This is a genomic window from Streptomyces zaehneri, from assembly GCF_032248645.1.
Classification (GTDB): domain Bacteria; phylum Actinomycetota; class Actinomycetes; order Streptomycetales; family Streptomycetaceae; genus Streptomyces; species Streptomyces coriariae.
The window spans coordinates 153,472-178,738 of record NZ_JASTTJ010000020.1; the positions used below are offsets into that span (position 1 = coordinate 153,472).

Annotated in this window: 26 protein-coding genes; 17 read left to right on the plus strand and 9 right to left on the minus strand. The window is 71.3% G+C overall.

What is annotated here, in order from left to right:
* Nucleotides 1–114 precede the first annotated feature (114 nt).
* From QQM72_RS29200 to pstB, 11 genes are all read left to right on the plus strand, one after another.
* A complete protein-coding gene (locus tag QQM72_RS29200; RefSeq protein WP_314223822.1) occupies nt 115–582 on the plus strand; it encodes a GntR family transcriptional regulator in 468 nt (155 codons plus the stop codon).
* Nucleotides 579–1,508, plus strand: a complete 930-nt coding sequence (locus QQM72_RS29205) for an ABC transporter ATP-binding protein (RefSeq protein WP_314223823.1) — start codon at nt 579–581, stop codon at nt 1,506–1,508. The genes QQM72_RS29200 and QQM72_RS29205 overlap by 4 nt, the downstream gene beginning before the upstream one ends.
* Complete coding sequence (locus tag QQM72_RS29210) at nt 1,505–2,533, plus strand: ABC transporter permease (RefSeq protein WP_314223824.1); 1,029 nt, start codon at nt 1,505–1,507, stop codon at nt 2,531–2,533. Before QQM72_RS29205 ends, QQM72_RS29210 begins: the two co-directional genes overlap by 4 nt.
* Nucleotides 2,530–3,558, plus strand: coding sequence for a hypothetical protein (locus QQM72_RS29215; protein ID WP_314223825.1), 1,029 nt, complete (start codon nt 2,530–2,532; stop codon nt 3,556–3,558). The genes QQM72_RS29210 and QQM72_RS29215 overlap by 4 nt, the downstream gene beginning before the upstream one ends.
* 293 nt (nt 3,559–3,851) lie before the next feature.
* The gene (locus QQM72_RS29220; RefSeq protein WP_314223826.1) at nt 3,852–6,209 is read left to right on the plus strand and encodes an RNA degradosome polyphosphate kinase; all 2,358 of its coding nucleotides are present in this window, start codon (nt 3,852–3,854) and stop codon (nt 6,207–6,209) included.
* Entirely contained in the window at nt 6,190–7,293 is a 1,104-nt protein-coding gene (locus QQM72_RS29225; RefSeq protein WP_314223827.1) for a CHAD domain-containing protein, read from the plus strand. The genes QQM72_RS29220 and QQM72_RS29225 overlap by 20 nt, the downstream gene beginning before the upstream one ends.
* A gap of 22 nt (nt 7,294–7,315) precedes the next feature.
* Complete coding sequence (locus QQM72_RS29230) at nt 7,316–7,747, plus strand: NUDIX hydrolase (protein ID WP_314223828.1); 432 nt, start codon at nt 7,316–7,318, stop codon at nt 7,745–7,747.
* A 257-nt stretch (nt 7,748–8,004) separates the two neighbouring features.
* Nucleotides 8,005–9,132 carry a phosphate ABC transporter substrate-binding protein PstS gene (gene pstS / locus QQM72_RS29235; protein WP_314223829.1) on the plus strand — a complete coding sequence of 376 codons (1,128 nt, stop codon included), beginning with the start codon at nt 8,005–8,007 and terminating at the stop codon, nt 9,130–9,132.
* A 142-nt stretch (nt 9,133–9,274) separates the two neighbouring features.
* Nucleotides 9,275–10,294: a phosphate ABC transporter permease subunit PstC gene (pstC, locus tag QQM72_RS29240; protein ID WP_314223830.1), complete on the plus strand. Its 1,020-nt coding sequence runs from the start codon at nt 9,275–9,277 to the stop codon at nt 10,292–10,294.
* Nucleotides 10,291–11,355: a phosphate ABC transporter permease PstA gene (gene pstA, locus QQM72_RS29245; RefSeq protein WP_314223831.1), complete on the plus strand. Its 1,065-nt coding sequence runs from the start codon at nt 10,291–10,293 to the stop codon at nt 11,353–11,355. The genes pstC and pstA overlap by 4 nt, the downstream gene beginning before the upstream one ends.
* Before the next feature lie 67 nt (nt 11,356–11,422).
* A complete protein-coding gene (gene pstB, locus QQM72_RS29250; RefSeq protein ID WP_020133102.1) occupies nt 11,423–12,199 on the plus strand; it encodes a phosphate ABC transporter ATP-binding protein PstB in 777 nt (258 codons plus the stop codon).
* Nucleotides 12,200–12,584: 385 nt separating this feature from the next.
* Here pstB and QQM72_RS29255 read toward each other — a convergent pair whose 3' ends face one another.
* Both QQM72_RS29255 and QQM72_RS29260 read right to left on the minus strand, forming a co-directional pair.
* Nucleotides 12,585–13,583, minus strand: a complete 999-nt coding sequence (locus tag QQM72_RS29255) for an inorganic phosphate transporter (RefSeq protein WP_314223832.1) — start codon at nt 13,581–13,583, stop codon at nt 12,585–12,587.
* Between the two features lie 7 nt (nt 13,584–13,590).
* Complete coding sequence (locus tag QQM72_RS29260) at nt 13,591–14,211, minus strand: DUF47 domain-containing protein (RefSeq protein ID WP_057579445.1); 621 nt, start codon at nt 14,209–14,211, stop codon at nt 13,591–13,593.
* Nucleotides 14,212–14,441: 230 nt separating this feature from the next.
* On the opposite strand from QQM72_RS29260, the gene QQM72_RS29265 reads away from it, so the two are divergent.
* Nucleotides 14,442–14,792 carry a metal-sensitive transcriptional regulator gene (locus tag QQM72_RS29265; protein WP_314223859.1) on the plus strand — a complete coding sequence of 117 codons (351 nt, stop codon included), beginning with the start codon at nt 14,442–14,444 and terminating at the stop codon, nt 14,790–14,792.
* Between the two features lie 109 nt (nt 14,793–14,901).
* Here QQM72_RS29265 and QQM72_RS29270 read toward each other — a convergent pair whose 3' ends face one another.
* A complete protein-coding gene (locus QQM72_RS29270; protein WP_314223833.1) occupies nt 14,902–15,072 on the minus strand; it encodes a hypothetical protein in 171 nt (56 codons plus the stop codon).
* Between the two features lie 204 nt (nt 15,073–15,276).
* Nucleotides 15,277–16,113, minus strand: coding sequence for a hypothetical protein (locus QQM72_RS29275; protein ID WP_314223860.1), 837 nt, complete (start codon nt 16,111–16,113; stop codon nt 15,277–15,279).
* A 142-nt stretch (nt 16,114–16,255) separates the two neighbouring features.
* Here QQM72_RS29275 and QQM72_RS29280 point away from each other — a divergent pair, with 142 nt between their 5' ends.
* Together QQM72_RS29280 and QQM72_RS29285 are read left to right on the plus strand one after the other, a co-directional pair.
* A complete protein-coding gene (locus QQM72_RS29280) occupies nt 16,256–16,426 on the plus strand; it encodes a hypothetical protein (protein WP_314223834.1) in 171 nt (56 codons plus the stop codon).
* 240 nt (nt 16,427–16,666) lie between these two features.
* Nucleotides 16,667–18,223, plus strand: coding sequence for an FAD-binding oxidoreductase (locus QQM72_RS29285; protein ID WP_314223835.1), 1,557 nt, complete (start codon nt 16,667–16,669; stop codon nt 18,221–18,223).
* A gap of 176 nt (nt 18,224–18,399) precedes the next feature.
* Here QQM72_RS29285 and QQM72_RS29290 read toward each other — a convergent pair whose 3' ends face one another.
* Nucleotides 18,400–19,110: a phosphatase PAP2 family protein gene (locus QQM72_RS29290; protein WP_314223836.1), complete on the minus strand. Its 711-nt coding sequence runs from the start codon at nt 19,108–19,110 to the stop codon at nt 18,400–18,402.
* 167 nt (nt 19,111–19,277) lie between these two features.
* Nucleotides 19,278–20,285 carry a C40 family peptidase gene (locus tag QQM72_RS29295; protein WP_314223837.1) on the minus strand — a complete coding sequence of 336 codons (1,008 nt, stop codon included), beginning with the start codon at nt 20,283–20,285 and terminating at the stop codon, nt 19,278–19,280.
* 378 nt (nt 20,286–20,663) lie between these two features.
* Between QQM72_RS29295 and QQM72_RS29300 the strand changes: the two genes are divergently transcribed.
* A complete protein-coding gene (locus QQM72_RS29300) occupies nt 20,664–20,849 on the plus strand; it encodes a hypothetical protein (protein WP_314223838.1) in 186 nt (61 codons plus the stop codon).
* 4 nt (nt 20,850–20,853) lie between these two features.
* Here the strand turns inward: QQM72_RS29300 and QQM72_RS29305 are convergent, their stop codons facing one another.
* Complete coding sequence (locus QQM72_RS29305) at nt 20,854–21,600, minus strand: trypsin-like peptidase domain-containing protein (protein ID WP_314223839.1); 747 nt, start codon at nt 21,598–21,600, stop codon at nt 20,854–20,856.
* Between the two features lie 115 nt (nt 21,601–21,715).
* Between QQM72_RS29305 and QQM72_RS29310 the strand changes: the two genes are divergently transcribed.
* Entirely contained in the window at nt 21,716–21,970 is a 255-nt protein-coding gene (locus tag QQM72_RS29310; protein ID WP_142265002.1) for a DUF397 domain-containing protein, read from the plus strand.
* Nucleotides 21,971–22,035: 65 nt separating this feature from the next.
* Here QQM72_RS29310 and QQM72_RS29315 read toward each other — a convergent pair whose 3' ends face one another.
* Together QQM72_RS29315 and QQM72_RS29320 are read right to left on the minus strand one after the other, a co-directional pair.
* Entirely contained in the window at nt 22,036–22,206 is a 171-nt protein-coding gene (locus QQM72_RS29315) for a hypothetical protein (protein WP_057600913.1), read from the minus strand.
* 121 nt (nt 22,207–22,327) lie between these two features.
* Complete coding sequence (locus tag QQM72_RS29320) at nt 22,328–23,551, minus strand: phospholipase D-like domain-containing protein (protein ID WP_314223840.1); 1,224 nt, start codon at nt 23,549–23,551, stop codon at nt 22,328–22,330.
* A 353-nt stretch (nt 23,552–23,904) separates the two neighbouring features.
* Between QQM72_RS29320 and QQM72_RS29325 the strand changes: the two genes are divergently transcribed.
* Nucleotides 23,905–25,161, plus strand: coding sequence for a PP2C family protein-serine/threonine phosphatase (locus QQM72_RS29325; protein WP_314223841.1), 1,257 nt, complete (start codon nt 23,905–23,907; stop codon nt 25,159–25,161).
* Nucleotides 25,162–25,267: the final 106 nt, after the last annotated feature.

A 25,267-nucleotide genomic window follows, 5' to 3' on the forward strand; every position in this document is an offset into this window, starting at 1 on the left:
CATCGGACGGGCCCCGCCGATCGGTTCACGGTTCGCCGCACGATTTTTTCTTGACTTCGAGCACCACCTTCCATCACCCTTTCACTACTCAATTAGTGAAAGGGTGGTTGTCCAGTGGTCGAATACCGCATCGACCGGCACAGCGGCGTGGCCACCTACGTCCAGATCGTCCAGCAGACGAAGCAGGCCCTGCGCCTGGGCGTGCTGCAGGCCGGCGACAAGCTGCCCACGGCCCGCGAGGTCGTCGAGGCGACAGCCATCAACCCGAACACCGTGCTGAAGGCGTACCGCGAGCTGGAGCGCGACGGACTGGTGGAGGCCCGGCGCGGCGTCGGCACCTTCGTGCGGCGCGGCCTGAACACCACCCCGGCCGACTCGCCCCTGCGCGCGGAACTGGACGCCTGGGCCGTCCGGGCCCGGGAGGCCGCACTGGACCGCGACGACGTGGCCGCGCTCTTCACCGCCGTACTCGACGAGCACTTCGCCGTGCCGGACCCGAACGGCCGAACCGACCGGCACAGCCGAACCGACACGCACGACCGGCACGACCGGCACGACCTGAATCCTGGAGACCCTTCATGACCGACACCGCCATGGCGGCAACCGCGCTCGGCAAGCGCTTCGGCCGGCGCGGAGGCTGGGCGCTGCGCGAATGCACCTTCCGCCTCCCCGCCGCGCGCGTCTGCGCCGTCGTCGGCCCCAACGGCGCGGGCAAGTCCACGCTTCTCGCCCTCGCCGCGGGCCTGCTGGCCCCCACCGAGGGCAGGGTCACCGTCCTCGGCACGGATCCCGCGTCCGCACGCGCGCGTGTCGGTTACGTCGCCCAGGACAAGCCGCTGTACCCCCAGCTCTCCGTCGCCGAGACCCTGCGCGTGGGCGCCGATCTCAACCCGGGGCGCTGGGACGCCGAGACCGCCGAGCGGATCGTCTCCGCGGGCGATCTCGACCCCGGGAAGAAGATCCGCTCCCTCTCCGGCGGCCAGCGCACCCGGGTCGCGCTCGCCCTGGCCCTCGGCAAGCGGCCCGAACTGCTCCTCCTCGACGAGCCGATGGCCGACCTCGACCCGCTGGCCCGGCACGAGCTGATGGGCACCCTGATGGCGCGGGCGGCGCAGTACGGCACGACGATCGTGATGTCGTCGCACGTGGTCGCCGAGCTGGAGGACTCCTGCGACCACCTGCTGCTGGTCGGCGGCGGGCGGGTACGCCTCGCCGGTGAGATCGACGACCTGCTCGCCGCCCACACGCGCGTGAGCACCACCACCGGCTCCACCGGGCCCGCCCCCGCGGCCGGCGCCCCGGACGGCCTGCCGGAACTGGCACCGCACACGGTCGTCGAGTCCCGGGTCACCGGCCGCCAGCTCACCGCCCTGGTGCGCCCCGCCGGCCCGCTCGCCGACGACTGGCGCACCTCGACGCCCTCCCTGGAGGAGCTCGTGCTCGCCTATCTGCGCAACCCGCAGGCCGCCCCGCTCACCCCGGCCGAGCCCGAGGAGGCCGCCGTATGACCGCACTCGCCCTGTCGCCCGGCACCGCGAAGACCGACGGGCACGCCCCCGGAGCCGGCTGGCTGTTCCGTCTGCACCGGCCCGCCCTGTACATCTGGATCGGCGTCGTCGCCGTCCTCGCCGCCGTCCTCCTGTGGCTGGGGGGTCCGCTGACCGACTCGGCCGCCGCTGCCTGGCGGCAGTACAACAAGGCGTGCAGCGAAGGTGGTGACTGCCGCTACGACCAGGATTCGATCGTCCGCTACAAAGACGTGTACGCCTACACGACCGCGGCGCTGACCGCGCTCCCCTTCGTCGTCGGCGCCTGGGCGGGCGCCGCCCTGTTCGGGCGCGAGCTGGAGCACGGCACCGCGCAGCTCGCCTGGACGCAGGGCCTGTCCCCGGCCCGCTGGCTGGCCACCAAGCTGATCGTGCCCACGGTCGTGGTCGGCGCGGGCACCGGCCTGCTGGTCGCGCTGCACCGCCTGATGTGGTCGGCGGGCGACGGCCGTATCGACACCGCCAAGAGCTGGTACGACAACCCCACCCTGCACGCCAACGGCCCCACCACCGTCGCCTTCGCCCTGACCGGCCTGGCCGGCGGCGCCCTCGGGGGCGTGCTGCTGCGCCGTACGCTGCCCGCGCTGACGTTCACCCTCACCGTCGTCGCCGCCACGCGGTTCCTGGCCGACCAGCTCATGCCGCACCTGTGGCCGGCCGTCACCCGGGTCTCCAGCCTCGCCGACGGCTACCGGGGCTCGGGCCTCGGCGTCGACTCGGGCCTGGTCACCGCCACCGGCGCGCACATCGCCGACCCCGGCTGCGGGCCGACCTCCGTCTCCTCCGCCTGCAAGGCGGTCTACGCCGACCTCGACGCCACCGGCTTCTACACGACCTACCACCCCGAGTCCCACTACTGGCCGCTCCAGCTGACCACGACCGCCGTCGTGACGGCCGTGGCCGCCGCTCTCGCCGTGGCCGCGTTCGTCCTGCTCAAGCACGCCACCGCCACCCCCACGCGCGGCGGCACGGAGGCCTCCGTATGACCGCCGTCGCCCCCGAGGAGGCGCCCGCGTCCCCCGGACCGGCCCGCCGCGGCGGCGTGGCCGGCCGCACCGCCTGGGGCACCCTCCGCACCGTGCTGCGCCTGCACCGCACCGCCCTCGTCGTCTGGGCGGCCGTCGTCCTGGCCCTGAGCGGCTGGCTGGTGTGGCTCAACGAGATCGCCGTCGTGGAGGAACTCGCGGCCTGGGAGGCCTGTGAGCGTGCGGGCCAGGACCTGTGCGACATGACGATCGGCTGGGTCGGTTACAGCGAGTCGCTCGGCTGGGTCGGCCTGCTGATCTCCTACTGCTTCCTCGGCGTGGCCGCCTTCGCGGGCGGCGCGCTGATCGGCCGCGAGCTGGAGAACGGCACCGCACGCCTCGCCTGGTCCCAGGGCATCACCCCCGCCCGCTGGCTCACCGCCAAGCTCGCCGTCCCCGCGCTCGCCCTGACCGCCGGCGTCACGGTGCTGGTCCTGGTGTACCGCTGGGCCTGGGGCGCCCACCGGGTCCTGACGTACACCGGGTGGATGAGCGACGACGCCTATCTCTCACGCGGTCCGGCCGGCCTCGCGTACGTCCTCTGCGCGCTCGCCCTCGGCGTGCTCACCGCGCTCCTGCTGCGCCGCGCGCTGCCCGCACTGGCCGTCTCCGTCGCCGCGAGCGGGCTGCTCGCCTTCGTCGTGGCGCGGTACCGCGACTCCTTCTGGCCCGCCGTGACCCGCACCTCCACGGCGTCCGGGGTCGACCCTCCGGATTACGCCTGGGAGCTGGAGAACGGCGCGTTGATCCACGGTCGGCGCACACCGAACGTCGACTACTGGACCTGCGACGGCACGGCCGCCGAAGCGCGGCGCTGCCTCGACGACCTGGGCGTCACCGGCTACTACACGACCTACCACCCGGAGTCCCACTTCTGGCCGATCCAGCTCGTGGAGACCGGTGTCGTGCTGGCCGTCGCCGCCCTCGCCACCGCCGCCGCGTTCCTCCTCCTGCGCCGCCGCACGGCCACCACCTGCGCGGCCTGAACCGACCCCTGGCCCCGGGGACCCCGGGGCCAGGGGTGGGTGGGTCCCTCCACGGGGGGAGGGACCCACCCACCCGCGCGGTACACCCCGCGGCCACCCCGCGGCACATATCGCGGCACGCGCCCGCACACGGCCGGCAGCCCGGCCCGCCGCCGACCGCCGCGAGCCGCCGCCGAGTCGTCCGCCCCACCGCCCGCCGCTCCACGACATCGACCCCCGCGAGCCGCCCCCCGATATCCCGCACGCCATGTCGCCGTAACCATCGGTTCAGACGACCTTGCGACGCTCGGCGAATGAAGCCCGCCGTGCCCGAGCCTTCGCCGCCTCCCGGGGGAAATCAGCCCCACGGAGGACCCCACGCGATCCCGCCCGCACGTTCCGACGCGCCTGTCACGCTCCTGGCGCGGAAGAATGGGTCCATGAGCCAGTCAGACGCCCAGGCCGAGGTCCAGCACGCGCAGCCCTCCGTGGGCTCCATAGCCGCGCACCGCCCGCACACCGTCTCCGCCGTGGTCTCCGATCTCGAGCCCGACATCGACGCCGACCTCGACACGTACGAGGAGGCGCCGTACGACGGCCCACAGCTGCCCCAGGGCCGCTTCCTCGACCGGGAGCGCAGCTGGCTCGCGTTCAACGAACGCGTTCTGGAGCTCGCCGAGGACCCGAACACGCCCCTTCTCGAACGGGCCAACTTCCTCGCCATCTTCGCCAGCAACCTCGACGAGTTCTTCATGGTCCGGGTGGCCGGCCTGAAGCGCCGTATCGCCACCGGGGTCGCCACCCGTTCGGCCTCCGGTCTCCAGCCGCGCGAGGTGCTGGAGATGATCTGGGCCCGCTCGCGCGAGCTCATGGCCCGGCACGCGGCGACCTATCACGAGGACATCGCCCCCGCCCTCGCGGAGGAGGGCATCCACCTGGTCCGCTGGGGCGAGCTGACGGAGAAGGAGCAGGCGCGCCTGTTCACGCTCTTCCGGCACCAGATCTTCCCGGTGCTGACCCCGCTCGCCGTCGACCCCGCGCACCCGTTCCCGTACATCTCGGGTCTCTCGCTCAACCTCGCGGTCGTCGTGCGCAACCCGGTCAGCGGCCACAAGCACTTCGCGCGCGTCAAGGTGCCGCCGCTGCTGTCCCGCTTCCTGGAGAGCTCCCCCGGCCGGTACGTCCCCATCGAGGACGTCATCGGCGCCCACCTGGAGGAGCTGTTCCCGGGCATGGAGGTCCTGGAGCACCACGCCTTCCGGCTCACCCGCAACGAGGACCTCGAGGTCGAGGAGGACGACGCCGAGAACCTCCTCCAGGCCCTGGAGAAGGAGCTCATGCGGCGCCGCTTCGGGCCGCCGGTGCGCCTGGAGGTCGAGGAGTCCATCGACCGCGAGGTGCTCGACCTGCTGGTGCGCGAGCTGAAGATCAGCGAGGCCGAGGTCTACCCGCTGCCGGGCCCGCTCGACCTCACCGGCCTCTTCCGCATCAGTGGCCTCGACCGGCCCGAGCTGAAGTACAAGAAGTTCATCGCCGGCACCCACCGCGACCTCGCCGAGGTCGAGTCGGCGTCCCCGCCGGACATCTTCGCGGCCCTGCGCAGCCGGGACGTCCTGCTGCACCACCCGTACGACTCCTTCTCGACGTCCGTGCAGGCGTTCCTGGAGCAGGCGGCACTGGACCCGGACGTCCTCGCCATCAAGCAGACCCTGTACCGGACCTCGGGCGACTCCCCGATAGTCGACGCGCTCATCGAGGCCGCCGAGTCCGGCAAGCAGGTCCTCGTGCTGGTGGAGATCAAGGCCCGCTTCGACGAGCACGCCAACATCAAGTGGGCGCGCAAGCTGGAGGAGGCCGGCTGCCACGTCGTCTACGGCCTCGTCGGCCTGAAGACGCACTGCAAGCTGTCGCTGGTGGTCCGCCAGGAGGGCGACACGCTGCGGCGCTACTGCCACGTCGGCACCGGCAACTACCACCCGAAGACGGCCCGGCTCTACGAGGACCTCGGCCTGCTCACCGCCGACCCGCAGGTCGGCGCGGACCTCTCCGACCTCTTCAACCGGCTCTCCGGCTACTCCCGCCGCGAGACCTACCGCCGTCTCCTCGTCGCGCCCAAGTCCCTGCGGGACGGTCTGATCGCCCGCATCGACAAGGAGATCCAGCACCACCGCGCGGGGCGGCCCGCGCACATCCGCATCAAGGTCAACTCGATCGTCGACGAGGCCCTCATCGACTCCCTCTACCGGGCGTCCCAGGCGGGCGTGCAGGTCGACGTGTGGGTGCGCGGCATCTGCGCGGTGCGACCGGGCGTGCCGGGCCTGTCGGACAACATCCGGGTCCGCTCCATCCTCGGCCGGTTCCTGGAGCACTCGCGGGTCTTCGGCTTCGGCAACGGCGGGGAGCCCGAGGTGTGGATCGGCAGCGCCGACATGATGCACCGCAACCTCGACCGCCGGATCGAGGCCCTGGTCAGGGTGACCGACCCGGCCCACCGGGCGTCCCTGAACCGGTTCCTGGAAACGGGCATGTCCGACTCCACCGCCTCCTGGCACCTCGGCCCCGACGGCGAGTGGATCCGGCACTCGCACGACGCGGACGGCGCGCCCCTGCGCAACGTCCAGGAGATGCTCATAGACGCCCGGAGGCGCCGGCGTGGCACAGCGACACCATGACCTGACGGACCCCGCGGCCGGGCCCGTGTCCACCGGGGACGCCCTCGCGGGCTATCTCCGGGGCCAGGCCACGGAGTTCCTCCGCGCGCTGCGCCTGCACCGGGAGACGGGCGGCGCGGTGCCGAACGGCTCGTCGGGCGGTCCGGCGGGCGGTCCGGCGAGCGCGCAGGTGCGCGTCGACGCGGTGCGCGCCCTGCGCCGCTCGGCCCGTCGGATCAGCGGCAGCCTGCACACCTTCCGTCCACTCCTCGAGCCCGAGTGGTCGGAGGGGATCCGCCCCGAACTGGCCTGGCTGTCGGGCACGCTGGCCCTGGAGCACGCGTACGGGGCCCGCCTGGAGCGGCTGCTGCTGGCGCTGAACCGGCTGTCGGGCGCGGCGCCGGTCCCCAGCCAACCGGGCGGCGCGGCGGGCCCGGACCCGGCCGACCGGGCCGCCGTCCACCCGGCGACCCCGGACCGCGGCAACCTCACCGTGGGCGCGGCGAAGGCGGGCGCCCTCCTGGACCGTCAGCTCACCCTCGCCCGCACCCGGGCCCACTCCACCGCCCTCCAGGCCCTCGGCTCCTCCCGCTTCCACGCCGTCGCGGACAAGGTCGCCGTCCTCGCCAGCGAGGTCCCGCTCACCCCCACCGCTTCCCGCACCGACCTGCGCCCCCTGGCCGGCGCGGCCGAGGAACGCCTCGCCGACGCGGTCACCGCGCTGCCGCTGGTCACCGCGGGCAGCCCGTACAACGCGGAGGCCCTGATCCACGGCCTCTCCCCGGACCCGGCCCCGCACCCGCAGGACGCGCCCTGGCACCAGGTCCGCCTGCTGCTGCGGCTGCACCGCTACGCCTGCGAGGTCGTGCACGGCCGGAACACCCGGCCGGACGTCCGTCTGCTCTCGGCGGGCGAGGCGCTCGACCGGCACCGCGACGCCTCGGAGGCGTCCTCGGCCGCGGCCCAGGCGGCCCGCACCCCCCGGATCGCGCCGGCGACGGCGTACGCGCTCGGCGTGCTGCACGCGGACCAGCGGCATGAGGTGGAGGCCGCGCGGTACGCGTTCCAGCGGTCGTGGCAGAAGCAGACCATCGGAGCACCCTGACCGGACAGGTGGTGAGGACCAGGTGAGCACCGCGGACAACCTCGACGACTTCCCCGTCCAGGCGGCGGGCTGTGTGCTGTGGCGCCGCTCCCCGGCGGACGGCGGGCTGGAGCTCTGTCTGGTCCACCGCCCCAAGTACGACGACTGGTCGCACCCCAAGGGCAAGCTGAAACGTGACGAGGACCCGCTCGCGGCGGCCGTGCGGGAGGTCCACGAGGAGACGGGCTACCGGGCGGTGCCCGGGACCCGGCTGCCGACCGTGGACTACGAGGCGAACGGCCGCCCCAAGCAGGTCCGCTACTGGGCGGCCGAGGCCGTGTCGGGCGCGTTCGCCCCGAACGACGAGGTGGACCGCCTCCTGTGGCTCCCGCCGCCGGCCGCCCGGGACCGGCTCACCCAGCCGAGGGACCGCACCCTCGTGGACGCCCTGCTGGACGTCCTGCATCTGGCATAACGGGTGGGCGGAACCGGCCGGCCGCCTCAATCGCCTCGTGTCCTCGACGTGAGCGTTCCGTGACCTAACCGCACCGTCCCCAGGGGTTCACCCCCCGTTCACTCGCGCCCGTAGGCGCCTTCACCTGTTCTGCCTAATTTCGGCCTTACGCGGTGCGGTGCGCGACCCGGGTGGTCGCGTCCGTGCCGAGCAGACTTCCGCACACTCCGCACGCCGCCGGAATTCAGGACGGCGGCTCCTGGAAGGATCTTCCTCAAGTGAAGCTTCAGCGCATGAACCGGCGGGCTCTCTCCCTCGGTGCTCTCGCCGTCTCCGGCGCCCTGGCCCTCACGGCGTGCGGCTCCGACGACACCGGCTCCAGCAGCGGCAGCAGCTCCTCCGCCACCGCGGCCGCCGGGTCCATCAAGTGTGACGACGCCAAGGGCCAGCTGCTCGCCGACGGCTCCTCCGCGCAGAAGAACGCGATCGACGCCTGGGTCAAGAACTTCACCCAGGCCTGCTCGGGCGTCCAGGTGAACTACAAGGGCTCCGGCTCGGGCGCCGGCGTCACCGCGTTCACGCAGGGCCAGGTCGCCTTCGCCGGCTCGGACTCCGCGCTCAAGCCGGAGGACGTCACCGCCTCCAAGGCGGTCTGCTCCGGCGGCCAGGGCATCGACCTGCCGATGGTGGCCGGTCCGATCGCCGTCGCCTACAACGTCTCGGGCGTGGACAACCTCGTCCTCGACGCCGCGACGATCGCCAAGATCTTCGACGGCAAGATCACCAACTGGAACGACGCCGCGATCGCCAAGCTCAACCCCGACGCGAAGCTGCCCGACCTGAAGATCCAGCCGTACCACCGCTCGGACGAGTCCGGCACCACGGACAACTTCACCAAGTACCTGATCGCCGCCACCCCGGACAACTGGAAGTACGAGGGCGGCAAGGCCTGGCAGGCGAAGGGCGGCCAGGCCGCGGCCGGCTCCTCCGGTGTCGCCCAGGGCGTCAAGCAGACCAACGGCGCGATCGGCTACATGGAGCTGTCGTACGCCAAGGACGGTCTGGGCACCGTCGCCGTCGACACGGGCGCCTCGGCCCCGGTCAAGGCCTCCTCCGACGGCGCCACCAAGGCCGTCGCCGCCGCGCAGGTCGTCGGCACCGGCAGCGACCTGTCGCTGAAGCTGGACTACAACACCAAGGCCGAGGGCGCCTACCCGCTCACCCTGGTCACCTACGAGATCGCCTGCGACAAGGGCAACAAGGCCGCCACCCTGCCGGCCACCAAGGCGTTCCTGCGCTACATCGCCAGCGAGGACGGCCAGGGCGTCCTCGCCGGCATCGACTACGCGCCGATCCCCGACGCCATCATCGCCAAGGTCCGCACCACCATCGAGGGCCTGAGCTGATCCCAGCGGTGCGGTCCGGCGCCGGGGGAAACCCGGTCCGGACCGCACCCGTCCGGTGCACCGCCGCCAGGGGCCGCCCGTAACCCGGCCCCACCCGAGCCGCCCCCACACCCACAGGCGGCTCCGCAGACCGGAGACCTCCATGGACATATCGACACAGAACACAGACACGGACGACACCCCGCCCCCTGCCGCCCCGCCGGCCGTGACCGCCGAGCAGAAGCGCGCGGCGCGCGGCGCCACCCGACCCGGTGACCGGATCTTCCTGGCCCTGTCCCGCGGCTCGGGCATCTTCCTGTTGGTGATCATGGCCGCGATCGCGGTCTTCCTCGCCTACCGGGCGTACCTCGCCATCAGCAAGGACGACGCCAACTTCCTGACCACCTTCGAGTGGAACACCAGCCTCCTCCCGCCGAAGTTCGGCATCGCGGTCCTGGCCTTCGGCACGGTGGTCTCGTCGATCATCGCGATGGTCATCGCGGTCCCGATCGCCGTCGCGATCGCCCTGTTCATCACGCACTACGCCCCGCGCCGCATGAGCGGCCCCGTCGCGTACGTGATCGACCTGCTCGCCGCCGTCCCGTCCATCGTGTACGGCCTCTGGGGCGCCCTGGTCCTCGTACCGCACATGGACGGCCTGTTCGGCTGGCTCAACGACTACCTGGGCTGGACCGGCGTCTTCTCCTGGGACGACGGCGCCCCGCGCTCGATGCTCACGGTGGGCATCCTGCTGGCCGTGATGATCCTCCCGGTCATCACCAACGTCAGCCGCGAGGTCTTCCGCCAGGTCCCGCAGATGCACGAGGAGGCGGCCCTGGCGCTGGGCGCCACCCGCTGGGAGGTCATCCGCATGTCGGTGATCCCCTTCGGCCGCTCCGGAGTCATCTCGGCCTCGATGCTCGGCCTCGGCCGCGCGCTGGGCGAGACGATGGCGGTGGCCACCGTCCTCTCCCCCGACTTCGACATCCACGCCAGCCTCCTCAACCCCGGCGGCGGCACCTTCGCCCAGAACATCGCCAGCAAGTTCAACGAGGCGACCGAGTTCGGCCGGGACGCGCTCATCGCCTCCGGTCTGGTCCTGTTCGTCATCACCCTGCTGGTCAACGGCGCGGCACGCATGATCATCGCCCGCCGCAGTGAGTACTCGGGGGCCAACGCATGAGCCACGCAGCAGCAGTAGCCGACAAGTCCCCGAGCACGCTTCAGGGCGCCAGCCTCCCGCGCTGGTCCCCCTGGGCCATCGCGGCCGGCTCGCTCGCCCTCGCGATCGTCATCGGCCTCGCCGGCGGCCTGGACAGCAAGGTCCAGTGGGGCCTCATCGCCGGCATCCTCTTCATCCTCGGCACCTTCGGCATCGCCGCGAAGGTGGAGGGCCGCCGCCAGGCGAAGGACCGGGTGGCGACGAGCCTGGTCTGGGTGGCGTTCCTCCTGGCCGTGGTCCCGCTGGTCTCGCTCCTCTGGACGACGGTCCAGCGCGGCGTGAAGGTCCTGGACGTCTACTTCCTCACCCACTCGATGGGCGTGGTGGCGGACAGCGAGGCCGGCGGCGGTATCTACCACGCGATCCTCGGCAGCCTGGAGCAGGTGGGCCTGGCGACCGCCATCGGCGCCCCGATCGGCATCCTGACGGCGATCTACCTGGTGGAGTACGGCCGGGGCGGCCTCGCGAAGTCGGTCACGTTCTTCGTGGACGTGATGACCGGCATCCCGTCGATCGTCGCGGGCCTGTTCATCCTCAGCCTGATGCTGATGCTCGACATGCAGCCCTTCGGCTTCGCGGGCTCCCTCGCCCTGGCGATCCTGATGATGCCGGTCGTCGTACGCTCGACAGAGGAAATGCTGAAGCTGGTCCCCAACGAGCTGCGTGAGGCGTCCCTCGCCCTGGGCGTCCCGAAGTGGCGCACGATCCTGAAGGTGGTAGTCCCGACCTCGATCGGCGGCATCATCACGGGCGTGATGCTGGCGATCGCCCGTATCGCGGGCGAAACGGCGCCGGTCCTCCTCCTCGTCTTCGGAAACCCGTTCATCAACGCCAACCCCTTCGAGGGTGCGCAGGCGTCACTCCCGCTGTACATCTACCAGCAGTACGCACAGAGCGCGGGTTCGACAGCGGCCTACGACCGCGCCTGGGCGGCATCGCTCACCCTGATCGCCTTCGTGATGATCCTCAACATGGTGGCCCGCGGCATCGCCCGCTGGAAGGCCCCGAAGACCGGTCGCTGAACAGCGATCCGCGGCTACCGCCGCGCACGGGCCCCCTCAGCGACCGACTGGAAGTGAAGTAGAAGAAATGGCGAAGCGAATCGACGTAAGCGGTCTGACCGCCTACTACGGATCCCACAAGGCGATCGAGGACATCTCGATGACGGTCGAACCGCGCTCGGTGACGGCCTTCATCGGCCCCTCCGGCTGCGGCAAGTCGACGTTCCTGCGCACGCTGAACCGGATGCACGAGGTGACGTCGGGCGGCCGGGTCGAGGGCAAGGTGCTCCTGGACGACGAGGACCTGTACGCCTCGGGCGTGGACCCCGTCTCGGTCCGCCGCGAGGTCGGCATGGTCTTCCAGCGCCCGAACCCGTTCCCCACCATGTCGATCTTCGACAACGTCGCCGCGGGCCTGCGCCTGAACGGCAGCTACAAGAAGTCCGAACTGGCGGACGTCGTCGAGAAGTCCCTCAAGGGCGCCAACCTCTGGAACGAGGTCAAGGACCGTCTCAACAAGCCCGGCTCGGGCCTGTCCGGCGGCCAGCAGCAGCGGCTGTGCATCGCCCGCGCCATCGCCGTGGAACCGAAGGTCCTCCTGATGGACGAGCCCTGCTCGGCCCTGGACCCCATCTCCACCCTGGCGATCGAGGACCTGATCGGCGAACTCAAGGAACGCTTCACGATCGTCATCGTGACGCACAACATGCAGCAGGCGGCGCGCGTCTCCGACCGCACGGCCTTCTTCAACCTGTCCGCCGTCGGCCAGCCCGGCAAGCTGATCGAGATCGACGACACGGAACGCATCTTCTCCAACCCGTCGGTCCAGGCGACAGAGGACTACATCTCGGGCCGCTTCGGCTGACCCACCCCTGCCACCACAGACCCCTCGCGGTGCTGCATGGCGGTGCCACCGCGAGGACGCAAAGGGCCCGCCCCCTGGATGGGGGGCGGGCCCACGTGTGCCTCCGGCGGCTGAGCCGGAGGGTGGGGCGGAGCCCCGGAGGGTGGGGCGGAGCCCCGGAGGTTACAGGGGGCGACGCGGTCCCCGCAGGGTGCAGGGGACGGAGTGCCCACCGGGGTCCGGGGCGGAGCCCCGTGGCGGGGGCCGTCTCCCGACCGAGCCGGGCGGGTGGGTGGGCGAACACCCGGGGTGCAGGGGACGCAGTCCCCGCAGGGGGTCCGGGGCGCAGCCCCGTGGCGGGGGCCGTCTCCCCACCGAGTCGGGCGGGTGGGTGGGCAAGCACCCCCTACAGGAACGCCACGTTCACAACCCAGAACGCGCACGCAGCGACCAACCCCGCCGCCGGCATCGTGATGAACCACCCGAGAACAATGTTCTTGGCGACACCCCACCGCACGGCGTTGATCCGCTTCGTCGCCCCGACACCCATGATCGCCGAAGTGATCACATGCGTGGTCGAGATCGGCGCCTTGAACAGAAACGCCGTCGTGAACATGATCGACGCCCCGGTCGTCTCCGCGGCGAACCCCTGCGGCGGATCAAGCTCGATGATCTTCCGCCCGAGCGTCCGCATGATGCGCCACCCGCCCGCATACGTCCCCAGCGAGAGCATCACCGCACAAGCGATCTTGACCCACACCGGAATCGGATCGTCGGCCCCCTGCACATCGCCGATGACCAGGGCCATCACCACGATGCCCATCGTCTTCTGCGCGTCCTGGAGACCATGCCCCAGCGCCATGCCCGCGGCCGAAACCGTCTGAGCGATCCGGAAGCCCCGCTTGGCCTTGTGCGGGTTGGACCGGCGGAACATCCACAGAATGGCCGTCATCACCAGATAACCGACGACGAGCCCCACCACCGGCGAGAGGAACATCGGGATGACGACCTTGTCGAGGACGCCGGACCAGATGACCTCCGTACCACCGGCGAGCGCCGCGCCCACCATTCCGCCGAACAACGCGTGCGAGGACGACGAAGGCAGCCCGAAGTACCAGGTGACCAGGTTCCAGACGATCGCCCCGACCAGCGCGGCGAAGAGGATCCCCATCCCCTTCGACCCGTCGGGCGTCTCGATCAGCCCCTTGCTGACGGTGTGCGCGACACCGCTCCCGAGGAACGCGCCGGCGAGGTTCATCACCGCCGCCATGGCCAGCGCCGCCCGAGGCGTCAGCGCCCGGGTCGAAACGGACGTGGCAATGGCGTTCGCGGAGTCGTGAAAACCGTTCGTGTAAGTGAATCCGAGCGCGACGCCGATGGTCACGATCAGAGCAAAGGTGTCCATTAAGGGCTCAGGACTCCTTGACCGCGATGGTCTCCACCGTGTTGGCCACGTGCTCGAAGGCGTCGGCGGCCTCCTCCAGCACATCCACGATCTGCTTCAGCTTGAGCACCTCGATGGCCTCGTACTTGCCGTTGAAGAGATGCGCGAGCAGCTTGCGGTGTATCTGGTCGGCCTGGTTCTCGAGCCGGTTGACCTCGATCCAGTACTCGGTGAGGTTCTCCATGGTCCGCAGGTTCGGCATGGCCTCGGCCGTCAGCTCGGCCGCCCGCGCCAGCACCTCGATCTGCTGCTCGACGCCCTTGGGCAGTTCCTCGACGTTGTAGAGGACGACCAGGTCGACGGCCTCCTCCATGAAGTCCATGATGTCGTCGAGGGAGGACGCGAGGTTGTAGATGTCCTCGCGGTCGAAGGGCGTGATGAACGAGGAGTTCAGCTGGTGGAAGATCGCATGGGTGGCGTCGTCACCTGCGTGTTCCGCGGCCCGCATACGCTCTGCGATCTCGGCCCGGCCGGCGGGGTCCGCCCCGAGCAGTTCCATCAGGAGTTTCGAGCCCGTGACGATGTTGTCCGCGGATGCGGCGAACATGTCGTAGAAGCTCGTCTCCCTGGGGGTCAGACGAAAGCGCACGTGGGGTCCTCAGGATGCATCGGTTTCGGTCAGGCTGATGCTAGGCGCATCATCCGGCCACGGCTAATGGGCCGTCCACCAGTGTCGCGCATCGGACAGAGCGACCGGGAGGGGGGCGACCGACCGGTGAGCGGCCGGCGAAGTCCCTGCTCGGGGCGTATACCCGAGGAAGTTCGGTACGATATACCCAGTAGGGGTATAGGTGCGGAGCCGGAGCGCTGGAGGACATGATGACGACCACAGAGGCCGGCGAACCCACCGCCGGACCCGGCGTCGAAGCGGACCACGCCCCCGGGACGGTCCACGGCTACCACAAGCAGAAGGACGAGCACCTCAAACGCCTGCGCCGTATCGAGGGCCAGATCCGCGGCCTCCAGCGCATGGTCGACGAGGACACCTACTGCATCGACATACTCACCCAGGTGTCCGCCTCCACCAAGGCCCTGCAGTCGTTCGCGCTCCAGCTCCTGGAGGAACACCTGCGCCACTGCGTCGCCGACGCGGCGCTCCGGGGCGGCGACGAGATCGACGCGAAGGTGGAAGAGGCGACCAAGGCCATCGGCCGCCTGCTGCGCACCTGATCAGCGCCCCGCGCCGGGACCCGTCCCCGCCCCGGAACCGCGCCCGGTCGCGGAACCACACCCGGTCCCAGCACGTCTCCCGAAGCCGGCGCCGGCTGCGGCGCCGGGCTCACCCCCCGGCCGGTTCCTCCCCCACCCGCAGCACCTGGTCGATGCTCTCGAGACTGAGCCGTTCCTCCCCGGCCGCCGAGGCGGCGATGATCAACTCCCCGCACAGCTCGATCTCGGCGAGGGCCTCGTGGTCCTGAACTGCCGTACCGCCGCCCGGAGCCACGCGCATCACCTCGTCCCTGCCGTCACCGACTTCCTAGAGTAGGGAGCGCTATACACCGCGCGCATGGCACGGACGGGCTAGTCCTTGTGTCCACCCGGTGGCCGAAAATGCTCGCCGAGGCCCGCCCAAGCCCGCCCGACACAGACCACGCACAGGACCGACACGGATCGGGCACGGATCGGGCACCGGCTCAATCGCACCGGCACCGGCTCATTCCTCCGCGATCCGCCCCGCGTAGATGTCGTCGGCGGCCGGCAGCCGCACCTCCACGGGCGCCCCGAAGTCGTACAACAGGGTCGTGGACGCCACCGCGACGGCCTCCTTCTGCTGCCCGTTCACAAAGCTGAACCGGTGCCGGACCTTGCGGATGCGCCCCTCGTCGTCGAGGTAGACGTCGAACGGCACCCGCGCCGTGGCGAACCCTCTCGCCGCCGCGCGCAGCGCATCCCGTCCGCCCGCCGAAGCGTCGGCCGCGGCCACCGCGAGATCGGCGGTCCCGCGGTAGTGCCGCACCGCCGTCCCGGCCACCTCGGTCCTCCCCACGTAGGTCGCGGTACGCGTCCCCCGCAGCACCTCGGCGGCGGCGAACGGATCGGTGGCCCCGCCGGTCACGAGGTTCCCGTCGGACAGGGTCGCCGTCTCCACCCGCACCCACTTGTCGTCCGGCACCCCGGCCCCCCGGTTCTTCATGAACAGGGCTCCGGGCGCGAGGAGTTCGGTGATGGGGCGGTGCTCACTCGTCCCGGCCGGGTCCTGCGGCAGGACCACCTTCAGCTCACCGCGCTGCTTGCGGTAGTCGTACACCCCCTGGCCCCGGATGGTCACCCGGGTCCCGCCGGTGGCCATCTCCATCGACGTACGGGCCCTCGACGTGCCTGCCGCGACGAGGGTGTCGGCGGCCCGGTGCAGGGTCTCGACGGGGTCGGCCGCCCGGCCGTCCTCCGCGGCGGCCCCGCCGGCGGAACACCCGGCGGCCCCCGCGCAGACCCCCGCCACGAGCCCCGTAAGGACCATCGCGCCCATCAGCCCGCGCCGCCGCTCCGCCATGGCCTGTGCACCCCCAACCGGTACGTCCGTCACGGACTTCCTGTCGTTCCGGTTAACGACGGGTAAGTGCCGCCGTCACGCCGGTCCGAACGCCTGCGACCGCCATGCGGGTTCACCACCGATCCTGGGTAACGTTGTCTTTGTGACGCAGCAGGACGGATCGACCCACCCCCGCACCGACGGGGAACACAGCACCACGACCGTCGAACAGGGCAGGTTCTGCCTCGCCCGCTGCACCTGCGGCTGGCGAGGCCCGGCCCGCAGGGCGAGAAGCATGGCGAGAACGGACGGGGAGCTGCACACGGGCGCCTGACCGGCCGACACCTCCGGCAGACCTACCTGCCCGCAGACCTACTGGCAGACACCTACCGGCAGACCTACCTACCGGCAGACCTACCTGCATGCAGACCTACCGACCGACACCGACCGGCCGACCGGCCGACGTCACCGTTCCGTCACCGCCGGACCCCGCTGGAACCTGTGGTCCCATGGCCCCGTCTCGCTCCATGAGGCGGCATGCAGCCGACGGGCGGCCGAGGGAAGGCGCAAGAACATGGAACGGCGTACGTTCATCGCGGGCGGCACGGCCGCCGTCGCGGCGGCAGTGACCGCGTGCAGGGCGAACGGCGGCAGTGCGGACGGCTCCGCCCGCGCCACCGGGGACGGCACCACGGCCCCCCTGACCACGACCAGCGTCGCCGCCCCCGCCAACTGGACCGCGCTCGCCCGCGACCTGGACGGCACCCTGGTCCGCCCCGGCGAGGCCTCCTGGGCCGCGGCCCGCCAGCTCTACAACACCCGCTTCGACAACCTCAAGCCGGCGGCGGTGGCGTATGTCGCCCATGCCGACGACATCCGCACGGTTCTGGCGTACGCCCGGGCCCACAAGATCAAGGCCGCGATCCGCAACGGCGGCCACTCCTACGGCGGCTGGTCCTCGGGCGACGGCCGGCTGATCGTCGACGTCTCCAAGCTGAACCGGGTCCGGGCGAGCGGCACTTCGGCCGTGGTCGGCGCGGGTTCGAAGCTGATCGACGTCTACCGGGCGCTGGCCGCGAAGGGCGTGACGATCCCGGCGGGCTCCTGTCCGACGGTCGGCGTATCCGGCCTGGCGCTGGGCGGCGGCCACGGCGTCGTCTCCCGGGCCTACGGCCTGACCTGCGACAGCCTCACCCGGGCCACGATCATCACCGCGGACGGCAAGCAGCTCACCGCCGACGCGACGACGAACAAGGACCTGTTCTGGGCCCTGCGCGGAGCCGGCAACGGCAACTTCGGCATCGTCACGGAGCTGGAGTTCAAGACCCACCCCGCGCCCCAGGCGGTGACGGGCTACCTCACCTGGCCCTGGTCGAAGGCGGCCGCGGTGGTGAAGGCCTGGCAGGAGTGGGGCCCGTCCCAGCCCGACGAGATCTGGTCCTCCCTGCACCTGGCGAACGCGACCGGCGGCACCCCCACCATCTCCGTCGCCGCGTTCTGCATCGGCACCTACGGCCAGCTCCAGAACGCGGTCGACCGCCTCGCGGACCGGGTGGGCGCCCCCGCGACGAACGTCTCGCTCCGCCGTCGTACGTACGAGGCGGCGATGGAGATCTACGCCGGCTGCTCGTCGTTCTCCTCCGACGCCCAGTGCCATCTGCCGGGCTCGACGCCGGGCCGCTCCCCGCAGGGCGCGCTGGGCCGGGAGACGTACGCGGCCCGCTCCGACTTCTTCGACGTCTCGCTCTCGGCGGCGGGCATCCAGACCCTCCTGCGGCAGATGAAGTCCGTGCAGGGCGGCTCCGGCAGCATCGCCCTCACCGCGCTGGGCGGCGCGGTGAACCGGGTCTCGCCGACGGCCACGGCCTTCGTCCACCGCCGCTCGCGCATGCTGGCCCAGTACATCGGGGCGTGGCGGGCCGGCACGACGGGGACGGCGGCCCAGTCCTGGCTGAACACGGCGCACAAGGCGATGGCCCCGTACGCCTCGGGCGCGGCCTATCAGAACTACGCGGACCCGACGCTCACGAACTGGCGCAAGGCGTACTACGGCGACGCGCTGCCGCGCCTGACCCAGCTGAAGAAGCAGTACGACCCGAACGGCTTCTTCAGCTACCCCCAGGCCCTCTGACGTGCCGGCCCGGGGCGTGTCCGACGACCACTCGCGTCGGCCGAGCGCGCGGCGTCCGGTGCGGTGCGTCGCACGGCGGCGGACCGCCCCCGTACCGGAGGTGCTCGGGTGATCCGACACCGCGGCGAGACGCCGCGCCGGACGCCGCGCTCCCGACGGGAATCGTCGGACGCGGTCTAGGCCGCGAGATCCCGCTCCTCGGCGGCGACCTCGGGCCGCGCGCCGGGGATGAAGCCGTCCCGCTCCCCGGCCCGGGCGGCCCGGCCGCGCACGACCCATCCGACCCGGGGCGACCGGTCGACGGCCTTCAGCACCGGGGTGAGCAGCATGGAGGCGACGGGCGAGAGCAGCAGGGCCACCGCGGTACCGAGCGCGAACCCGCCGACGACGTCCGTCGGATAGTGCACACCCATGAAGATCCGGCAGAACCCTTCGAGCAGGGCGATCCCTATCCCGACGAGCCCGAACCTGCGGTGGGCGACGAACAGCCCGACCGCCATGGCCATCGTGAGGGTGGCGTGGTCGCTCACGAAGGAGTAGTCGGTCTTGCCGGAGACGAGCACCTCCAGCCCGTCGTGGTCGAGGAAGGGCCGGGGCCGTTCCACGAATCCCCGTATGGGGATGTTCACCAGTACGGCGATGCCGGCGGCGAGCGGCGCCCAGACGAGGGCGGCCACGGAGGACGCGGCCTCCTCGGCCCCGCCGGGCCGCCGCCTGACCCCCCACCAGCACCACACGATCAGCAGCACCATGGCGAGCAGCAGCCCGTACTCGCCCACGAACTCGACGGTCCGGTCGAGCCAGTGCGGAGCGTCCTTCGCCAGCCCGTTGATGTCATAGAGCAGGTCGACGTCGGGGTTCGACCCGGATTCGGCGAGTCCAGCCATGGTGCTGCGGCCCCTTCGTCGTGTTCTGCCCGGCACACCTCACATGCGCCCGTCCAACAGGAACGCACGGCCCCGGTTGATACGTTCCACTCTCCACTGAATGATCACTCAGACGTTATCGAAGAGAGATAGATCCCCGCAGCTCAGGGGCCGGGTGCGGAGATCCTTCAGACGGTCGTGGGGAGTGCTTTCGCGCCATCTTCGGTGACGCGGGTGGCCCCGAAGTACTCGGCCGTGTCGATGGGGTCGAACCGGATGACAGCCCCGGTGTACGGCGCGTTGATCATGTAACCGCCCCCCACGTAGATCCCCACGTGGTGGATGGCCCGCGAGTTGTTCGGGTCGGTGGAGAAGAACACCAGGTCGCCCGGCAGCAACTCGCTGCGCTGCGGATGCGGCCCCGCGTTGTACTGGTCGTTGGCGACCCGCGGCAGCGTGATCCCGACGCTCGCGTAGGCGGCCTTCGACAGCCCGGAGCAGTCGAACCGTCCTCCCTGGTCAGCGGTGCCGTTGCCGCCCCAGAGGTAGGGCGTGCCGAGCTTCTTCTGGGCGTAGTAGATGGCCCCCGCGGCCTGCTCGGACGGATCCACCCGGCTGACCGGCGCGGCGAAGGACTCCGCCAGAGTCGTGATCGTCTTCACGTAGTTCTGGGTCTCCTTGTACGGCGGCACGCCCCCGTACCTGATGACCGCGTAGGCCCCCGCGTTGTACGACGCGAGCATGTTGTGCGTGGCGTCCCCGGGGACGTCCTTCACGTACGAGGCGAGCTGGCAGTCGTAGGACGCGGCCGACGGAATCGCGTCATTCGGGTCCCAGACGTCGCGGTCGCCGTCGCCGTCACCGTCGATGCCGTGCGTGGCCCAGGTGCCCGGGATGAACTGCGCTATCCCCTGCGCGGCGGCGGCGCTCTGCGCCCTCGGGTTGAACCCGCTCTCCTGGTAGAGCTGGGCGGCGAGCAGCGCGGGGCTGATGGCGGAGCACCGATTGCCCCACTTCTCCACGAGTGCCTGGTAGGCGGCGGGCACGGCGCCCTTGGCCAGTGCTCGGCCCGCACCGCCCACCCCGCTCGTGGCGCTCCCGCCGACGAGGTACACCCCGATGACGAGCGCCATCATGAAGGCGGCACCGGAACTGACGGCAGCGGTCGCCACGATCCATGTCTTACGCACCGTCAACCGCCCCTCGCCGCCCAGGAGTCCGCCCCCGACAGTGTAGAGGCGGCTCCCGTGCCGCGGGGTGATCACGAACAAGGAGAAACCGCACGTGGCGGCCCCGTGGCCCGTGCGACACGTGCACCATCCCGACTCGCCTCTTCCGCAAGGGGGTTACGCGTCGAACGGGGCGCTTCATCCGGTCAGGAGGGGGTGTCGGACCCGACGCCCCCTCGAGTCACCGTCGGATCGCGTGGCCGCGTGGCCGCGTGGCCGCGTAGTCGTGTGGCCGCGTGGCCGCGTAGTCGTGTGGCCGCGTGGCCGCCTGGCCGCGTAGTCGCGTAGTCGCGTAGTCGTGTGGCCGCGTGGCCGCCTGGCCGCGTAGTCGCGTAAAGGGCGGCCATGGGACGGCTCGAGCACCCACCATCGAACGGCCTCGGATTCCCCATCCGTCCCCATGATCGGGCAACGCGGGCACCGGACTTCGGGCTCGGACATACGTTCCAGGCGAAGATCTCCGCCGGCGAACCCGCCGTGGTCGGCGCGCGCTACGAGCTGACCACCCAGCTCGTCCACCGCGTCGCGTGACGCCTCAGGGGTCGGAGGCCGCGTCCCGGTAGAGCTCCGCGGCCTCCGGCCCCAGGACCACGCTGTACGAGATGTCGGCCGTCGCCCCGCCCTGTTCGTGCCCGCCGAGGACGCCGACCACCTCCCCGTCGCCGTTCACCCAGGGGCTGCCGCTGGTTCCGCCGGTGAGGTCGGGGCAGGCGATGCGCTGCTGGGTGGAGTTGTGGGCGGTGGGCCGGTTCGTACAGCGGACCGGCACCTCGAGCGAGTCGGGGTAGCCGGTGACGGTCACGGCGGTCGCCCCGGTGGTGGTGCGCGTCGCGAACCGGTTGCCGCCGACCACGTCCTCGACGTTCTCGCCGCCCCGCCCGTCGAGGACGGCGAAGGCCACATCGCTGTCCTCGTCCTGCCCCCGCGCCCACCCGTCGGGCAGGAAGACCCGTTCGACCCGCCAGATCCCGTAGGGGGCCCTGCCGTCCCGGTACCCGGGGGCGAAGGCGAGCTCGCCTTCGCCGCCGAGGCAGTGCGCGGCGGTGACGATGAGGTCGCGGTGCGGACTGTGCACCACGGAGGCGGTGCAGAAGTGCTCACCGGCGAGTGTGCCCGCGTCGGCGCCGGTGTCGGCGAACAGCGCGCCGACCCGCTCCGACTGCGCCGTCGCCACCGCGACGGCCGTCACCCCGAGGGGCCCGGGTCCACCGTCGGCGGCCGCCTCGGAGGCGGAGGTGACGGCCAGCAGGACGACCGCACCGAGCAGGGCGTTGCGCTTCATCGGGTTCACTGTGTCCCACGAAGGTGAGAGAAACGTCAGACGCATCCTTCTCCTACGACGCTACCCGCACTCCACCCACGGCACCTTTCCACCGGGGCGGGGATACGGTGGGCGGGTGGCTGACATCCCCTCCGACCTCATCTGGACCCGCGCCGCCCCGCCGGACGCGACCGGGCCCGGCCCCTGGATCGAGATCGCCTTCGGCGAGGGAGACGACGGCGAGGCTCCCGTCTACCTCCGAGAGACAAGTGACCCGGAGAACGTCGTCACGACGAACCGCAGAAAGTGGGACGCGTTCGTGCTGGGCGTTCAGGCAGGCGAATTCGACCATTTCGTCGAGGGTGTACTGGAAAACGATCGGACCGAATAGCGCGGCGGTATACCGAAGGGCCCCGTCGGCAATGGCCGACGGGGCCCTTCGTACCGGTGATGTGTCTACCAGCGGTACCAGCGGCCCTTCCGGCCGCCGTGTCCGGCGGGGCGGACCACGAAGCCCACCAGCCAGACCGCCAGCACGATGACGGCGATCCACCACAGGGCCTTGAGGGCGAAGCCGGCACCGAAAAGGATGAGCGCGAGAAGCAGAACAAGAAGCAGGGGAACCATGATTATCAACCTCCGCTGATTCAAGTGCCCCATGAAATCCCCTTCACGCCCTCAAATCTTCCATGTATATGTGCGGGATTCCCGGGAATACGGTTCGCCCGAAAACACCGGCGGGCCGGTGTCACAGAAAACGGCGGATGGGCATGACGGCGACCTCTCGCGCCCGCTGGAGCACGGAGCGCCGCTTCCACCGGCCCTCCCGGATCAGCGCGGCGGCCTTCAGGTCTTCGTCGAAGTGGCCGTCGAGCGTGGCCGTGAACTCCTGGTCCAGCACGGCGAGCATGATCTCCTCGTCGTGGTCGAGGGACCGGCGGTTGAAGTTGGTCGAGCCCACCAGCGCGGCGACGCCGTCGACGGTGATGACCTTGGCGTGCATCATCGTCGGCTGGTACTGGTAGATCTTCACGCCACAGGCGGTGAGGTCCTCGTAGTAGTGCTGGCCGGCCAGCTGGCAGACCCGCTTGTCGGTGTGCGGACCGGGCAGCAGGATCTCCACCTCCACGCCCCGCCGCGCGGTGGCGCACAGGAGTTCGATGAAGAAGACGTCCGGTGAGAAGTAGGCGGTGGCCAGCCGGAAGCGGTCCTCGGCGGACTCCAGCATCACCCGGATCAGGGTCTGCATGTCCTGCCAGCCGAAACTGGCCGATCCGCGGACCACCTGCACCACCGCGTCGCCCTGCGGGTGGTGCGGGACGAACCGGTCGCTGTCGTCGAAGAGCTCGTCGTGGCATTCGGCCCAGTTCTGCGCGAAGGCGGCGGCGATGCCGTCCACGGCCGGCCCGCGGACCTCGACGTGGGTGTCGCGCCACTCGCGCTCGTTGCGGGCGTTGCCGCACCACTCCTCGGCGATGCCGACACCGCCGGTGAACGCCGCCTGCTCGTCCACGACGAGGACCTTGCGGTGGCAGCGGTGGTTCTGCTTGAGGGGCGAAAGGGTCACGGGTCTGCGGAACCAGGCCACCTGCACCCCGGCCCGCTCCATCTCCTCCAGCAGGTCCTTCTCGATCAGCCGGCTGCCGAACCCGTCCAGCAGCAGCCGCACCCGCACGCCCGCCCGAGCCCGGTCGGCCAGCGCCCGCGCGAACTCGCGGGCGATGTCCCCCCGCCAGTACACGAACGTCATCATGTCCACGGTGTGCTCGGCGGACCGGATGGCCGTCAGCATCGCCGGAAAGATCTCGTCCCCGTTGCGCAGGGCGGTGAGCGCGTTGCCCTCGGTCGCCGCGATGCCGATGAGCCGCTCCAGGCGACGGCGTATCCGCGCGACGCGCTCCTGCACCCGATCCGCTGCCGACGCGTCGGCAGCGGGGGCGGTCAGCTCGGGCCGGTCCTGCGTACTGGTCATGACGTCACCTGCCGGCGCTCTCCGGGGACAAGGGAGCCGCACTGCCCGGTCCGGCGCGGGGCGCGGCGAGCGGACTGTACGCCCGCACCACAACCCGCCCGGTGGCAGCGACACCCGCCCGACCACCCCCTCTACCCCCGGCGCTGTTCCGTACGCCTGCCGTGGGCACCGCGCGTCCGCCGATACCGGCCGCGAAGGAAGCGCTCTGCGAGAATGGGTCGTATGACTGCGCGCCTTACGACCGTGCGGAGCGCAAGCCGGCCGGTCACCCTGGACGCGACCGCCCACCGCCTCCGGGGCCCCGCACCGGAGGAAACGGCTGCCTCGATCACCCACTGCGTCACAGCCGCACGATGACGGGCGGGACCGGCAACGGCGCGGGCGGCGGACACCCGCCGCCCGAGGAGCGGCCCGGCGACGACCGGGCGGCGTCCTCCGCCCTGCTGGAGGACAGCGTCGAGGACCTGTACGAGCACGCGCCGTGCGGCTTCCTCTCCACCATGCCGGACGGCACGATCGCAAAGATCAACACGACCCTGCTGGACTGGCTCGGCCACGCCCGCGGCGACCTGGTGGGCCACAGGACGTTCTCCGACCTGCTGACCGTGGGTGGCCGCATCTACCACGAGACCCACTTCGGCCCGCTGCTGCGCATGCAGGGCGAGATCAGCGGGATCGCCCTGGAACTCGAGGCGGCCGACGGCAGCCGTCTGCCCGTGCTGGTCACCTCCACGGTCAAGACCGGCGGCGACGGGCAGCCGCTGCTGATCCGCACCACCGTCTTCGACGCCCGCGACCGGCGCGCCTACGAGACCGAACTGCTGCGCGCCCGGCAGGAGGCGGAGGGCGAACGCGAAGAACTCATGCGCCTCAACGCCACCCTCCAGCAGACGCTGCTGCCTCCGACGCTGGTGAGCGTGCCCGGACTGGAGGTGGCCGCGCACTACCACATCGCCTCCCCCGACAAGGTCGGCGGCGACTTCTACGATCTCTTCCCGCTCGCCGCGGGGACGTGGGGCCTGTTCCTGGGCGACGTGTGCGGCAAGGGCGCCGCGGCCGCTGCCGTCACCTCCCTGGCCCGCTACACCCTGCGGGCCGCCGCGGTCTACGACCCTGACCCGGCCGCCGTCCTGAGCAACCTCAACACCGTCCTCAACCACGAGTACAACGGTGACGACCCCCGGTTCTGCACCGTCGTCTTCGGACTGCTCACCCCCGACACCGATCACGGCGGCTTCCGCATCACCCTGGCCGGCGGCGGCCACCCCCCGGCCCTGCTCCTGCGGGCGGACGGGAGCGTCGGCCTCCTGGACACCCCCGGCGGACAGCTCATCGGCGTCCTGCCCGACGCCCACATCGCCACCACCACCGTCCACCTCGAGGCGGGCGACACCCTGCTGCTCCACACCGACGGCCTCACCGAGGCCCACACCGCCGCGAACAGCGACGACGACCGTTACGGGGACGAGGCGCTCCTCGACTTCGCCCGAGCTCTCGCGCCCACCACCGCGACCGACGCCGTCGCCGCGATCCGTGAGCTGCTCGACACCTTCGGCACCGGCGTCGACGACGACACAGCCGTCCTCGCCATCAGCGTGCCCCGGCCCTGAGCCGACCACTCCACGGTCCCCGCGCGCCCCCACGGCCCGGCCGCAGCCCCCGCACGTCCCCACGGCCCGGCCGCAGCCCCCGCACGTCCCCACGGGCCGGCCTCGA

What these genes read in the sequence shown, in the direction of transcription:
- QQM72_RS29285 (WP_314223835.1), top strand. Translation starts at nt 16,667, where the DNA reads ATGGAACGGCGTACGTTCATCGCGGGCGGCACGGCCGCCGTCGCGGCG.
- QQM72_RS29255 (WP_314223832.1), bottom strand. Translation starts at nt 13,583, where the DNA reads ATGGACACCTTTGCTCTGATCGTGACCATCGGCGTCGCGCTCGGATTC.
- pstC (WP_314223830.1), top strand. Translation starts at nt 9,275, where the DNA reads ATGGACATATCGACACAGAACACAGACACGGACGACACCCCGCCCCCT.
- QQM72_RS29270 (WP_314223833.1), bottom strand. Translation starts at nt 15,072, where the DNA reads ATGCGCGTGGCTCCGGGCGGCGGTACGGCAGTTCAGGACCACGAGGCC.
- QQM72_RS29300 (WP_314223838.1), top strand. Translation starts at nt 20,664, where the DNA reads ATGGGACGGCTCGAGCACCCACCATCGAACGGCCTCGGATTCCCCATC.
- QQM72_RS29315 (WP_057600913.1), bottom strand. Translation starts at nt 22,206, where the DNA reads ATGGTTCCCCTGCTTCTTGTTCTGCTTCTCGCGCTCATCCTTTTCGGT.
- QQM72_RS29305 (WP_314223839.1), bottom strand. Translation starts at nt 21,600, where the DNA reads ATGAAGCGCAACGCCCTGCTCGGTGCGGTCGTCCTGCTGGCCGTCACC.
- QQM72_RS29205 (WP_314223823.1), top strand. Translation starts at nt 579, where the DNA reads ATGACCGACACCGCCATGGCGGCAACCGCGCTCGGCAAGCGCTTCGGC.
- QQM72_RS29265 (WP_314223859.1), top strand. Translation starts at nt 14,442, where the DNA reads ATGACGACCACAGAGGCCGGCGAACCCACCGCCGGACCCGGCGTCGAA.
- QQM72_RS29325 (WP_314223841.1), top strand. Translation starts at nt 23,905, where the DNA reads ATGACGGGCGGGACCGGCAACGGCGCGGGCGGCGGACACCCGCCGCCC.
- QQM72_RS29220 (WP_314223826.1), top strand. Translation starts at nt 3,852, where the DNA reads ATGAAGCCCGCCGTGCCCGAGCCTTCGCCGCCTCCCGGGGGAAATCAG.
- QQM72_RS29210 (WP_314223824.1), top strand. Translation starts at nt 1,505, where the DNA reads ATGACCGCACTCGCCCTGTCGCCCGGCACCGCGAAGACCGACGGGCAC.
- QQM72_RS29320 (WP_314223840.1), bottom strand. Translation starts at nt 23,551, where the DNA reads ATGACCAGTACGCAGGACCGGCCCGAGCTGACCGCCCCCGCTGCCGAC.
- pstB (WP_020133102.1), top strand. Translation starts at nt 11,423, where the DNA reads ATGGCGAAGCGAATCGACGTAAGCGGTCTGACCGCCTACTACGGATCC.
- pstA (WP_314223831.1), top strand. Translation starts at nt 10,291, where the DNA reads ATGAGCCACGCAGCAGCAGTAGCCGACAAGTCCCCGAGCACGCTTCAG.
- QQM72_RS29275 (WP_314223860.1), bottom strand. Translation starts at nt 16,113, where the DNA reads ATGGCGGAGCGGCGGCGCGGGCTGATGGGCGCGATGGTCCTTACGGGG.
- QQM72_RS29215 (WP_314223825.1), top strand. Translation starts at nt 2,530, where the DNA reads ATGACCGCCGTCGCCCCCGAGGAGGCGCCCGCGTCCCCCGGACCGGCC.
- QQM72_RS29290 (WP_314223836.1), bottom strand. Translation starts at nt 19,110, where the DNA reads ATGGCTGGACTCGCCGAATCCGGGTCGAACCCCGACGTCGACCTGCTC.